Annotated in this window: 13 protein-coding genes and 1 tRNA gene; 1 reads left to right on the top strand and 13 read right to left on the bottom strand. The window is 30.8% G+C overall.

What is annotated here, in order from left to right; genetic code table 11:
- The first annotated feature begins 502 nt into the window (after positions 1–502).
- A complete protein-coding gene (locus tag B9N66_RS00205; RefSeq protein ID WP_087579400.1) occupies positions 503–1,921 on the top strand; it encodes an alanine/glycine:cation symporter family protein in 1,419 nt (472 codons plus the stop codon).
- A gap of 74 nt (positions 1,922–1,995) precedes the next feature.
- Here B9N66_RS00205 and B9N66_RS00200 read toward each other — a convergent pair.
- The 13 genes from B9N66_RS00200 to B9N66_RS00140 form a co-directional block, all read right to left on the bottom strand.
- Positions 1,996–2,071, bottom strand: a tRNA-Val gene (locus B9N66_RS00200).
- A 569-nt stretch (positions 2,072–2,640) separates the two neighbouring features.
- On the bottom strand, positions 2,641–3,771 hold the full coding sequence (locus tag B9N66_RS00195; protein ID WP_087579399.1) for a glycosyltransferase family 4 protein: 1,131 nt from the start codon (positions 3,769–3,771) through the stop codon (positions 2,641–2,643).
- Positions 3,772–3,792: 21 nt separating this feature from the next.
- Complete coding sequence (locus tag B9N66_RS00190) at positions 3,793–4,773, bottom strand: glycosyltransferase family 2 protein (RefSeq protein WP_087579398.1); 981 nt, start codon at positions 4,771–4,773, stop codon at positions 3,793–3,795.
- 10 nt (positions 4,774–4,783) lie between these two features.
- Positions 4,784–5,536: a glycosyltransferase gene (locus tag B9N66_RS00185; RefSeq protein WP_180382040.1), complete on the bottom strand. Its 753-nt coding sequence runs from the start codon at positions 5,534–5,536 to the stop codon at positions 4,784–4,786.
- 21 nt (positions 5,537–5,557) lie between these two features.
- On the bottom strand, positions 5,558–6,571 hold the full coding sequence (rfbB, locus tag B9N66_RS00180; RefSeq protein WP_087579396.1) for a dTDP-glucose 4,6-dehydratase: 1,014 nt from the start codon (positions 6,569–6,571) through the stop codon (positions 5,558–5,560).
- Positions 6,568–7,443, bottom strand: coding sequence for a glucose-1-phosphate thymidylyltransferase RfbA (gene rfbA / locus B9N66_RS00175; protein WP_087579395.1), 876 nt, complete (start codon positions 7,441–7,443; stop codon positions 6,568–6,570). Before rfbA ends, rfbB begins: the two co-directional genes overlap by 4 nt.
- A complete protein-coding gene (locus B9N66_RS00170; RefSeq protein WP_087579394.1) occupies positions 7,440–8,525 on the bottom strand; it encodes a DegT/DnrJ/EryC1/StrS family aminotransferase in 1,086 nt (361 codons plus the stop codon). The genes rfbA and B9N66_RS00170 overlap by 4 nt, the downstream gene beginning before the upstream one ends.
- A complete protein-coding gene (locus tag B9N66_RS00165) occupies positions 8,526–8,885 on the bottom strand; it encodes a sugar 3,4-ketoisomerase (protein ID WP_087579393.1) in 360 nt (119 codons plus the stop codon).
- Positions 8,886–9,833 carry a glycosyl transferase gene (locus B9N66_RS00160; protein ID WP_087579392.1) on the bottom strand — a complete coding sequence of 316 codons (948 nt, stop codon included), beginning with the start codon at positions 9,831–9,833 and terminating at the stop codon, positions 8,886–8,888.
- Positions 9,826–10,770, bottom strand: a complete 945-nt coding sequence (locus B9N66_RS00155; RefSeq protein ID WP_087579391.1) for a class I SAM-dependent methyltransferase — start codon at positions 10,768–10,770, stop codon at positions 9,826–9,828. The genes B9N66_RS00160 and B9N66_RS00155 overlap by 8 nt, the downstream gene beginning before the upstream one ends.
- Positions 10,755–11,555 (bottom strand): TIGR04325 family methyltransferase, encoded by an 801-nt coding sequence (locus tag B9N66_RS00150; protein WP_087579390.1) that lies wholly within the window; start codon positions 11,553–11,555, stop codon positions 10,755–10,757. The genes B9N66_RS00155 and B9N66_RS00150 overlap by 16 nt, the downstream gene beginning before the upstream one ends.
- Positions 11,552–12,409, bottom strand: a complete 858-nt coding sequence (locus B9N66_RS00145; protein WP_087579389.1) for a hypothetical protein — start codon at positions 12,407–12,409, stop codon at positions 11,552–11,554. The genes B9N66_RS00150 and B9N66_RS00145 overlap by 4 nt, the downstream gene beginning before the upstream one ends.
- 20 nt (positions 12,410–12,429) lie before the next feature.
- Positions 12,430–13,662: a lipopolysaccharide biosynthesis protein gene (locus tag B9N66_RS00140; RefSeq protein WP_087579388.1), complete on the bottom strand. Its 1,233-nt coding sequence runs from the start codon at positions 13,660–13,662 to the stop codon at positions 12,430–12,432.
- Positions 13,663–13,841 lie beyond the last annotated feature (179 nt).

The raw sequence follows: 13,841 nt of genomic DNA, 5'->3' as shown, positions 1-13,841 counted from the left end.
GGCGGCGATCGGCTAGAAAAATTTAGCGTAGAGCGTGGCTATCGGTAGGCCAAGCAGCGGACAAAATATGGCAAATCAGCAAATAACAATGAAGTAAAATTTAGCGTCAAAGCCTTTTAAACGCTTTTGAAAAAATTTTTAGCAAAACTAAGAGCTAAATACGTTTTGCCAAGTTATATCCACGCAATAAAGATTGCAAATTTCTCTTAAAAGCTGTCTAAAACGCATAAAAACCTAATTTTAAAATCCAAAAATCAAGAAATAATTTTAGCCATTCTAAACCTTCATTGTGAAATAAATTTAGAAATTATCAATCAAAAAACGCCTTAGAGCGTAAAAATATTGGTCGTAAAATCTTGCTAGTAAAAGCAAGTTCATCGCGAGTAAGCCGAAAACTAGTACAAAATTTTAAGCCAAGCTAAAAAATTTTTCTTATTTATTCTAATTTTATATTTTTTTAAATATACTCGCTCTCTAAACTACACCAATGAAAGTCAAGAAAATGCCTACAAATTTTGCTGAAATTTTAAATAATTGTGTTGAAAGTATAAATTCATTTCTTTGGGGACCATACTTCCTTATTACCCTACTTTGCGGCACTGGACTATTTTTTACTATTAGGCTTGGGTTTGTTCAAATTTTTAAGTTTAAAATGGGTCTAAAAGAGCTTTTTGGGAATTTCTCACTTCACGGCGAAGCTGCTGGCAAAGCCGGTATGAGCCAGTTTCAAGCAGTTGCAACTGCGATCGCCGCACAAGTTGGCACTGGCAATCTAGTAGGTGCGACAACAGCTCTTATCATGGGTGGTCCTGGAGCGATATTTTGGATGTGGTGCGCTGCATTTTTAGGCATGGCTACAAATTTTGCTGAAATTTGCCTAGCTCAAATTTACCGTACAAAAGACGATAGCGGTCACACGATAGGCGGTCCGGCATTTTATATAAGTCGTGGATTAAAGGGAAAATGGGCAAAAATTTTAGCTGGATTTTTCGCTATCGCTATCATTATCGCACTTGGCTTTATCGGCAATATGGTGCAAGCAAACTCGATCTCAGACGGCTTTAAAGGTGCCTTTGGTATACCTCAGTGGATAACTGGAGCTTTTTTAGCAATTGTCTGCGCGGTCATCTTTATAGGTGGCGTAAAGGCGATCGCAAGAGTGGCTGAAAAGATCGTGCCTTTGATGGCTTTACTTTATGTAGGTGTTGGACTAATCATTATCGCTTTAAATTTTCACGAAATTCCAGATGCAGTTTTGCTTATCTACAAAGCAGCATTTGATCCTTCAGCTGCGTGGGGTGGAGCGACTGGAGCTAGCATAGCAGCTGCGATGAGATACGGCATAGCAAGGGGTCTTTTTAGCAACGAAGCTGGCATGGGCTCAACTCCACACGCACACGCTGCAGCTAACGTCAAACACCCAGTCGATCAAGCAGTGCTTGGCATAATGAGTGTATTTGTAGATACTTTTATTGTTTTAAATATCACCGTTTTTGTAGTGCTTACTGCAAATGTTATTAGCTTTGAAAATGGCAAAGCAGTCTTTACAGGGATAACCTTAGTACAAGAGGCTTTCTCATCGCATATCTTTGGTAAGGTTGGCGGATATAGTTTTGTAGCTGTTTGCCTATTTTTCTTTGCATTTACAACGATTCTTGGATGGTACTACTTTGCTGAGATCAATGTGCGCTACCTTTTTGGCGCAAAGGCGGTCAGAGCTTTTCAAATTTTAGTAGTCGTTTTTGTATTTTTGGGAAGCTTACAAAAGGTTGATTTTGTCTGGAGCCTAGCAGATATGTTTAATGGCTTGATGGTCGTACCAAATTTAATTGCCATCATCATTTTAAGCCCTATCGTGGCAAAGCTTTTAAAAGATCACGATGCTGGCAAAGAGTATGATGTGAAAGATTATTTGAAATAAATCTTTACCGCATCTTTAGAAAATTTACTAATAATTAATTTTTTAATCTCTTGTTTAGGATATTTTATTAGAAGTGGTGGCCCCGAATGGACTCGAACCATCGACCACTACCATGTCAAGGTAGTGCTCTACCAACTGAGCTACGGGACCAAAGATTTGGGATTATATTTTATTTTCTATTTTATTTAGCTTAATTCTTTAGTAATTAAATTTATTTATAAGCAGTAAATGTAATGGATAAAATTAGAATTAGCTAACGCTTGCTTCGCAGTTATAGGTAAAAATGAAAACTACCCGGTCAATATCGGTAACTCACATGTCGTCATAAAAACTCCTTGATAGCGATAAAGAGCCAAAATGTGCAAGCTATCACTATGATGTAGGATATAGCACTAGCTTTAGAAATTATCTTGAATACTGGAAGCTAACATATAAAAATTTACAAAGAGAATATCTAGAGTAAAAGATTGATGCTAAAAATTCTTCAAAGGTGAGTATAAACCTACAAAAGATGAATAGGAATTTTTAAAACAAAAGGCCAATAAGAACAATATAAAAACTAGTTAATGGACTAACGGGATAGAAGTCTAGCTTAGAAAACTAGCGAGCTTGTCTTGGTTTTATTATTTAAATTATGATAAGCCCGCTAAAGATAAGCCTAAATTTTTAAATTAAAATCTTTAATACTATAAATTAAAAAAGTTAAAAATAGTAATGTGCTATTTTCCAATAATAATCTTTGCAAGTCTTTCATTCTTTTCATTTATATTAAATTTTACTTCAGCTATTTTTCTGCTTTCTATACCCATTTGGACTATCATATCTGGATTTTGTATAAAATAAGTCATCTTTTGTGCCAAAATTTTACTATCGAATGGTGGCACCAAGAATCCATTTACTCCATCTTCAACAGTTTCTCTACATCCTACACTATTTGTGGTTATTACTGCCCTTCCTATCGCCATGGCTTCCTGCGTACTTCTTGGTACACCTTCTCTGTAATACGAGGGCAAGACAAAAATGGAACTATTTACTATCCGTTCTTTTATATCATTTACGAAGCCAGGATATATAACTACGTCACTATCAAGATAAGGTTTTAGCTCTTCTTGCGTTAATCCAAACGGATTGTGCTCATCAAAACTACCAAATATATAAAACTTTACATCTTTATATTTTTCTTTTACGATTTTAGCTGCCTCTAAATACTCAAATATTCCTTTTTCTGCAAGAAGCCTTGCTATAAAAATAAAATTTATAGGATCAATAGGTGCTTTAGTATATGAGAATTTATCAAGATCAACACCTATACCGCCTAATATATTTATGGACTTTACTTTTATATCAAATCTATCAATCAAATCCTTTTTATCGTCATTATTTAAAAATATAAGCTCGTCAAGAGATGGTAGTGAAATTTTATACAAAAGAACTTGTATAGTTTTGATGATTTTCGCCTTTTTTGTTTGCCCATTTTTATGAACTGTAAAAGCCCCGCCGAGCCCTTCTATCATGCCTACTATTCTTGGCACTCTTGCTATTTTTGCGGCTATAGTTGTAAAAATGACTGGCTTAACAAAAAAAGAAAAAATCGCATCTGGCCTATATTGCCTAAATAGTTTAACCAAATCATATGTCGCAATAAGATCTTTAAATGGATTTAGCCCTTTTGTATTTAAAGTATGGTCAAGCGGTTTTGCACCCAATGAGATTATTTTTTTTCTACTTTTTTCATTGTAGTCACTAACTAAACAGTAGACATCATGCCCTTTTGATACAAGTAGTTTTATGAGTTCTTCTCTAAAATTTATCATCATAGACGAGACATTACCGATTATAAAAATTTTCATAGCAACTCCGATCATATGAATCTAAAAATTTCTAAGCTTAATAAATACTTTTTTTGCAAAAACAAAAATTTGCGGGAACCCTATAAAGACTGTGCTATATAAAATTTTATAGATTATATTTCTATTGATTTGAAAAACGTATTTTATATTATTTGCTTCCGGGCATATAGCAATTATTTGTTTTTTAAAATCGCTTTCAGAATAATCCAAAGTAAATTTTAAAATAGTAGGAATGTGAAATTTAAAATATTCATCAAAAAGATCTTTTTGTATCAAAAATTTCTTTACAGCTATGCTAAAATCAGCAAAATCACCAAGGGCTTTTTTATTATTTGAAAAACTACTAGAAAGCGAATTAGGATTTGTCCTGTAGTGATAAAATGGTTTTGTAATATGAGTAATTTTTTTTGCTTCATAAAAAAGTTGTAAATTTACAAAACTATCTTCACAGTGCGAAAAATGTGGAAATTCAACATTTTCATAAAGCTCTCTTTTAACCAATTTATCACACATGGAAACAGAAATTTCATGAGATAAAATAGCTTTTACGAAGTTCAAATTAGACTTTGGATGATTTTTTGTATAAAAAAAACTTTTTACAACGCTTTTTTTATTAAATTCTTTAATATAGTCAAAACAAACTATGTCTGCATAACTTTTTCTAGCTTCATTAATCAAAGAACTTACCATATCTTTATCGACCCAGTCGTCACTATCTACATGTAAAATGTATTTGCCACTTGATATTTTCAACCCACTTTTTCTAGCTTGCGGTAAGCCCTCATTTTTTATTTTATTAATAATTTTTACATGGTTTTTTCTATTTGGGTATCTTTCAATAATATCCTTCAAAATTTTCATAGAACTATCTGGAGTGCAATCATTTACAAAAATATACTCTATATTGTTATAGTTTTGCTCTAAAAGCGTAGTTGCACATTTTTCTATATATTTCTCCACATTATATATGGGAACTATTATAGAAACATCGTAGTCTTTCATTTATACATCTTTATAATTTTCTAAAATTTTTAATAAGTCTTAAAATAAATAGGACGGTTTGTAAAAATTTATTTTCGCCCATCACCACCTGAACTCTGTAAAATTCACAAAGAGTTCCTAACATATCAATACTACTAACTCCATCATTTGAAAATTTACCGACAATACTTTTTACAACTTTTATCTTTGCTCCATAATTTGCAGCAGTCAATACAAATAGCTGATCTGCCGCTATTGGAAATTTTCTTGAATAGTAACCAAGTTTTTGATGAAGACTTGTGCGGTATATTGAGCCTACAGCATGTCCAGAGATGTAGTGAGCTTGTGCCTTTAGCCATCTTGGTCCGCCATTTGGCTCAATTTTGCCATTATCAGTATCAATACAAGCTGTTATTATGTCTACACCATCTTCCATAGCTTTCTTATAATCTTTAATAGCATTTTGATAAAGCTCATCATCAGCACCGATAACAAGATAGAATTCTCCATTGCAAGCTTTTATGCCTCTATTTAAAGCATCATAAATCCCAAAGTCTTCGCCCGAAATTACTTTTATATTTATCCCACCAATATTTTTTAAAATTTCTAAAGTCTTATCGCTAGACGCTCCATCAGAAATGATCCACTCAAAATCTTTATCGACTTGCTCTTTTAGACTTTTTATCAATCTAGGCAAGAATTTATCCGCATTATAAGTTGCGGTAATTACGCTAAGTTTAGTTGGTTTTTCATTATAGTTTTTATAATAAATTTCTTGCAACACCAATAAGCCTTAATATACACATTAATACTTTCTTAAATACCACTTGATAGTTTTCACTATTCCGCTATCAAAATTCTCATCCGCTCTCCATCCTAGCTCATTTTCTATCTTACTCGCATCAATAGCATATCTCCTATCGTGTCCTGCTCTATCTTTCACAAATACGACTAAATCCTTATATGAGAAATTTGAAATCGGCACCTCTTTGTCCAAAATAGTTGTAATGGCATTAACTATTTCTATATTAGTCTTTTCGTTTCTTCCTCCAATATTATATGTTTCACCACTTTTTCCGCTATGAAATACGGCATCTATTCCTTTGCAGTGATCAAGTACATATAACCAATCCCTTATATTTTTGCCGTCACCATAGACTGGTATTGGCTTTTTTTCAAGGGCATTTTTTATAATTGTCGGTATAAATTTCTCGTTGTGTTGTTTTGGACCATAGTTATTTGAACAATTTGTAATTACCGTATTTAGTCCATATGTCTCATGATATGATCTAACTATCATATCAGATGAGGCCTTAGATGCTGAATACGGAGAATTCGGTGCATACGGTGTTCTTTCGGTAAATAGTTCATCTGGATCAAGGCCAAGGGTTCCATAAACCTCATCTGTGCTAATATGATGAAATCTCGAGTTTTTATACTCCTCCTTATAGCTAAACGGGCCTTTCATCCAATGCTTATAAGCCACATCTACCAAGGTAAAAGTTCCATTTATATTTGTCTGTATAAATACGTCTGGACTTTTTATTGAGTTGTCCACATGAGACTCAGCAGCGAAATGAATAACACTCTTCACATCATATTCTTTAAATATAAATTCTACCAATTCTCTATTACAAATATCTCCTTTGATAAATTTATAATTTTGATTTTTTTCACACTCTTTTAAATTTTCTAAATTCCCCGCATATGTCAGAAGATCCAAAATTACCAATCGATAGTATGGATGCTTTTCTAAAAAATACGGTACGAAGTTTGACCCTATGAAGCCGGCGCCGCCAGTTACTAAAATGGTTTTCATGTATTAGCTACCTTTAGAAGATATTTTCCATAGCTATTTTTAGATAACTCATTTCCTAACGCTATTAGCCGTTCTTTTGAAATATACCCCTTTTTATAGGCTATCTCTTCTATACAAGCTATTTTCAGCCCTTGTCTTTTTTCTATTACCTCTATAAAATTACTAGCTTCCAGCAAACTTTCATGTGTACCGGTATCAAGCCACGCATACCCTCTACCCAAAACCTCAACATATAGTTTTTCTTGGCTTAGATACTCTTGATTTATAGTCGTTATTTCCAGCTCGCCTCTATCTGACGGCTTAACATTTTTAGCTATTTGTACGACGTCATTTGGATAAAAATATAGACCTATTACAGCATAGTTACTCTTTGGTTTTTTTGGTTTTTCCTCGATACTTATAGCCTTTTTATTTTTATCAAATTCAACAACGCCATAAGCCGATGCATCATCGACGTAATAACCAAACACAACCCCCTTTTTGTCATTTTCCACTTTTTGTTTGCTATTTTCAAGTAGTTTTATTAGCCCTTCGCCATATATGAGATTATCGCCAAGCACTAAACAAACGTCATCATTTCCTATAAATTTTTCACCTATTATAAAAGCTTCTGCGAGTCCATTTGGATGATTTTGTATGGCATACTGGATATCTAATCCTAAACCGCTTCCATCTCCGAATATATCCTTAAATCTATCTATATCTTTTGGAGTAGAAATGATCAAAATTTCTTTGATATTAGCAAGCATAAGTACTGACAATGGATAATAGATCATTGGCTTATTGTAAATTGGCAACAACTGCTTAACTATACCCTTTGTAATTGGATAAAGCCTGGTCCCGCTTCCGCCGGCTAAAATTATTCCTTTCATTTATGCCACCTATTCATAATATCGCAAATTTTTAATATATCTTCTTCCTTGTGGAAATAAGATATAGGTAAACTTAAGGTCGTATTATGTATCTCTTCGCTTATCGGATACCGTCCCTCTATTATGCCTTGCATAGATTTTTGTCTATGTGGAGGCAATGGATAATGTATTTCGGTTTTTATTTCATTTTCAAAAAGATAATTTTTTAGTTCATCTCTGTTTTTATGCCTAATGTTAAATATATGATAAACATCAAAATAATCCCTATCCACAACAGGTTTTACAAACCTATTATCCAAATTTTCTAAATAGATCTTAGCCAACTCTCTTTTATGATTTGTAATGTCATCTAAAATTTCAAGCTTGGCTGATAAAAACCCAGCTTGAATTTCATCCAATCTTGAGTTATAGCCTAGCTCATCATTGTAATATTTTATAGCAGAGCCGTAGTTTCTAAGAGATCGAAATATCTTTGCCAAATTCTCATCATTTGTAGTAATAGCTCCGGCATCACCCAATGCTCCTAAATTTTTTGTTGGATAAAAACTAAAACATCCTATGCCAAAGCCACCAACCATTTTGTCTTTGAATTTAGCTCCATGTGCCTGCGCTACATCTTCAATTATCTTTAAATCATATTGATTTGCAATAGAGCAAATTTTATCCATATCACAAGCTTTGCCATATAGATGTACAACTATAATCGCTCTTGTATTTTTAGTTATTTTTTCTTCAATTCTATTTGGATCTATATTGTATGTATTTATATCGGGCTCAACCAAAATAGGTTTAAATCCATTTCTAACAATTGCTAAAATGGTTGCTATATACGTATTAGACGGTACTATTATCTCACTATTTTTAGGAAAATCGCATGCGTCTATTGCCAAGATTAGAGCATCAAGGCCGCTTGCAACCCCTATGCAGTGTTTTACATTACAAAAAGAGGCAAAACTTTCTTCAAATTTTTTTACTTGATCTCCTAGAATAAACCAACCGCTATTTAGGAAATCGTTAAAGCTCTCTTTATACTTATTAAATAACTTTTCATTTGCTAGTTTTAAATTTTCGTACTCAATCATTCAATACTCCTCGCTAATATAATCATCTTTATTATAAAACTCTGAGGCAAAAACTAATAGAGTAGAGCCTTTCGTAAATTTATCCATAGTATGCCAATCTTCTGGCTTGAGTAACAAGCACTTTGAAGGGCTATCTAGTAAAAATATTTCTTTTTTTTGCCCGTCATTTACATATACTTCACAACTTCCATCAAGACATATTAAAGCTTGGATAGTCTTTTTATGCCTATGGCCGCCCCTTTTTTGAGTCACGCCATATATGCAATAAAATCTCTTTATCTCAAATGGAAGCAGCTTTTCCATGACTGTAAGCCCGCCTCTTTCATCTTTAAATGTCGGCAAATCGATAATATAAGCCATTCATAGTCCTAAAATATAATTTTTATCGTAAACGTTATAAGTATTTCTTATCCATCTTTTAATTTTTATAAGTGGCGTCTTCCAACTTTTTTTAAGTTTTATCGTTCCATGAAAATCATATTTATACCCTAACTCTTCTAACCGTATTTTTATATCTTCCAAGTGAGATATATATGGCTTATATAAATTTTTTAAATCGAATTTTCTTAGTTTATAATTTCCAAATTCTAACTTGTTATTTTCTAAAAATTTAAAACCATGAAAATGATAAAAAATTAGCTCAAATTCTTTTTTAGAAAGATCATATTGTTGGATATTCCAAGGTGCAACTCCGCCGCCTAAATTTTTTAAAGAGTAGACCCCATTAAATCTATTTAACCAATCATCTAAATATTTTTGATCGCCGAATTTGCCATCTTCAAATCTAGCATAACACCACTCATTACAAGCGTTTCTCCACCAGTTTAGTACTTCTATTCCATTTTTATCATTTTTAAAAGTCATAAACTGTACGCAATATATCCCGCTAGTTTTACTTTGATCATATTCCTTAGTATATCTATGCTCTGTTATTAAAACGGACTTTTCACCCAGCTCCTTAATAAGCACGGCCGGATTTGAGAAAAAATATAAATCTGCATCAAGATACGTACAACTATTAAGATTATATTTTTCTATGCAGTACTTAATAATTGAGGGTGTACAAGTCCAGCAATATTCGCCTGGTGTTCTACTTTTTTTTATATTTAAAAGTTCATCATCTTCAAATTCTTCAAGCTGAATTATTGTTGCTGATTCCAACTTTAACTCTTTTAAAACTTTGTAGCTTCTATCATCAAAAGAAAAAATATATAGATGAAATTTATCGCTATTCTTTTTAAGAGACTCATACATAGCTAAGCCACGAGTTAGATAATTGCTATCAAAAAGAGTGCAGTAATTATACATCATGTATCTTTCTAAAAACTATTGCTATCGTATGTCCATCTTCTCTCAAATGAGAACATGAGTTTCTCATAAATTTACTCAATAAGAAAGAAATTTTTTGAATTACTCTACTCAAAAAAGATACATTGATAGTTTTTGTACCAACGCCAAGTAGCCCTCTTATAAATTTAGAAATCTTAGTTGTATAAAACCAGGTCTTATGAACATTTGTAACTTTTTCTTTATAAATATCTACAATTTCCAAATTATATTTTTTTGCAATATACTCTAATGCATACTCATTCCAGTGAAATAAATGATGTGGTGGTAAATTTAATATATTATTTTGTGTATAACGGATAAAAGAATAATTATTAGGAACAGCAATAATAAAATAGCCGTTTTTCTTTAAAGCAGTTAAAGATGATTTTATAAAACTATCTAAACTTACAATATGCTCAAGAACTTGAAATGTAACAACCACATCTTGAGTATTCTGATTATTTTGTGCAAATTCTTCAATTGTTTTTTCCATGACATTAATTTTTTCTTTTTTTGCGAATTCTACAGCCTGAGAGCTAAGCTCAAGACCAGTATATTCTACTTTTTTATCAATATATTTCAAAAAGGCTCCTCTACCGGAACCAACGTCCAATACATGGTCATTCTCTTTTATAAATTTACATGAGTATAAAAATTCTGTTTTATCTTCATGTAAATAATACCATTCTTCTCTACCTAATAAACTATAAAATTTATTATCTCCGGGGACAAATGGATAAAAAAATTCCAGTTTACAATGTGGACATAAATTTTTGTATAGATATAAATTTTCTTCAAATAGTTTTTCTGTATCAATACCTCTTTTTTTCCACAAATTAATAATATCTCTAACATTTATCTTTTCAATATTTTCCACATTATTACTACATAATGGGCATTTTATTTCTTTTGCCATATAAAACCTTTTTCATATTTATATTCATTTTCTTCATCTTCTAAATCAAAAGACTCAATTAAAGTAAAATTTTTAGAGAAATATTTTTCAAAATTATATTCGTAAAATATCCAACAAGGAATGGTAGTATTCCCGTATATATCTCCTGTGTGTTGTATAGTTATAAGGTCCTTTTTGTATTTTTTAGAAAAAATTGTTCTATCCAATAAAATAAATTCAAAATTATCTTTTAGTATTTTATCTAATAAATCATAAGGCCTCTCAATATATTGTAATACACTTGAAAGCAATAAAACATTTGGACTTTGTTCTTTCTTGCAAGTTTCAATATCATAATAAAATTTTAACCTATCATCTTGAAAATCTATTTTACCTATATCAACAAAGTGCTTTTGTTCAACAACACTCCAAGAAACTTCATCAAAGCAATCCAAGAATTTTTTATTTTGAAAATATGTACTCCCTAAACTTCCGCCAAAGTCAAGTACCCTAAGCTTTCCTTTAGATTTTACACAAGCATACATCAGCCCAGCTAGTAGAGGCCAAGAATATTGGATTTTATCAAATATTACGCTGTCTCTCTCAAAAATAGCTTCTTTGTTTTTAACCTTTAAAAGAGAGGTTCTAACCTTTTGGAGTATTTCTTTGCTATCATAGCCAATGGATACCTTTTTTGCTTCTTCCCAAGTATTATAACTACCTTTCCAATCGTATTTGTTTATTTTTAATCTTTTAAAAATCTTTAATATAATTGGAGGCATAATTTCTTTAATAAATTTTTTCATATTTTTATTTCTCCTAATTTCTTATACTCAAACATGTTCAATAGGCTTTCGGCCGAACAATTAAAGATTCTACCTTTTTTAAAATTTTCTGCAATTAGCTCTTTTTCTAAAAATATCTTACAACTAGAAAAGAATTCATCTGATTTTTTAATTTTCATACGTTCACTTTCATTTTGCTGATGAATAGCATTTTTATAAAATCTAAAATCTTCTTCTTTTTTTATGCATATATAATTACAATCAATGCCCAATAAATATATTTCTTTAAATCCCATATAAATAGCAACCATGAGAGCATATGTGCTAGCAGTATTTGCAGCCCAAATTTGATTTTCAATACTTATATCTTTCTCACTAAACTTATATTCTTTGTCTACATTGATTCCAGCAAAATACCAATTAATATTATGTTTTTTAAATATTCCATATTTTTCAAGAATATATCTTATATTATAATCATACATGTCAAGCCCAAAAATCATATTAACATTTATAGGTACATGCTTTTCCATATCTTCAAGCCATCGCTTCCATTCATCTTCCGTTTGTGGTGGGTGAATAGGAGCGACTAAATAATATTTTTGTATATCTCCGCTTACAATCTCATCAAAATCGTTATGTACATAAAAGTTATTAAGTGCGAACACGATTTCATTTTTTAATGGTTTTAGATCCTCGCTTTTTATTGACGGTCCACTACCAAGGATGAAGCATCTTTTGCCTTTATGTTTGTCTTTTAAGTTAATATTCTTTAATACTACTTCTTTATATTTTAAAAAGTAAATATAGCTTCTTACATATCTTAATCCATCTAGTAGTATTGGTGGTATTATTTTTTTTACTAAACGTTTCATTACTACACTCCAACCTAAGCTCAACTAACACACTGCAAATATATTTTTCTAAGTATATCAGCATAAAAATATCTTTTTACTAAAATAAAATAAACACCCAAAGAAAAAATTGTTGAATAACTATAATATAAAATATCAGTATGATAAAAAACAAAAATACTATTTAAAATTAAATTTAAAGCCAAAATTATAAATTGATATTTTAATAATACAAAATGATGATTATCACTAATCATATAATAAATATACATATTATTAATCGACAAAAATATTGCAGATAAAATCAGAACAAAAAATAGAAATTCTGTACCAAGATATCTTTTAACAATAAATTCTAAGAATAATGGATATGTTATTACTGCAATTATAGAGACTACTGCCAAAAAAACGTATACTTTTTTATTGGTAGTCTCCACGATATTTTTTACAGAAATGAAATCTTTTTGTGCTACGTATGTATATAATAGTTGAGAATATGGCCCAAAAAAACTCATCGATAACAGCCATATGTTCATAGCTAACGAAGATGTAAAACCATATGTGGCAAGTTCTTCAGAAGGATAAAAGGTAGATATAAACCATCTATCTGCAGTTCTAAAGAGTATGTCTATCGCCCAGGTCAAATAGACAAAAAAACCTATCTTATATATCTCAAAAACCTTTTTTTTTAAACTATAAAATTTAATATTATTAAATACTAATGGGACTAAGCAAAAAGACACTAAAAAAGTTATGGATGTTACTATAAACTGAGCAATAAATATAGACTCAATATTTTGATAGTAATAAAACATTAATACTGTTACAAATGGTCTAAGTATTTCATCTAAACTTTTTAAAAAATTAACTTTTTCAAATTCGTGTTTAGAATTTAAAAAGATCTTAACATTTTCTGCGTAATGTGAAAAAAAGAAATTTGCAGCTATTATAAGAAGTACTAATGAACTAAGCTTAATATTTAATAGAAAAAGTATACTCGCACCTATAAACTGAATAATATGAGAAATAATGTTACTATATAAAAATAATTCATTCCCGTTTTTTTTGTCTACTATATATTTTGGTAATAAAATAACCGTACCATGCATAGAGCCAAATTGCAATAACGGCAATAAAGACAATACCATCGTTATATAAACAAAAGTACCATAGTCTCTTTCTGAAAGACTCTTGGCTATATATATAAAAGATAAAAAAGATAATCCTTTTGAACATATAGCTATTAGTAAATTCTGTAAAATAACTTTTTGCAACTTATCTACCCAATATACTTTTTACAAATTCTTTAATACCTAGTTTATCTAATAATTTTATAATTGCCACCTTAATATAATAAGGGATTCAACTTTAAAATTAGTATAGTGTCTTTTTGTAGCCCATTTAAAGGCACGATTGCTTTATAATCATTTCTCCAAATTAGGAATTGTATAAG

This window comes from Campylobacter concisus, assembly GCF_002165775.1.
Taxonomy (GTDB): Bacteria; Campylobacterota; Campylobacteria; order Campylobacterales; family Campylobacteraceae; genus Campylobacter_A; species Campylobacter_A concisus_E.
Note: the sequence above shows the minus strand (reverse complement) of the source record. Positions and strands in the feature narration are given on the sequence as shown.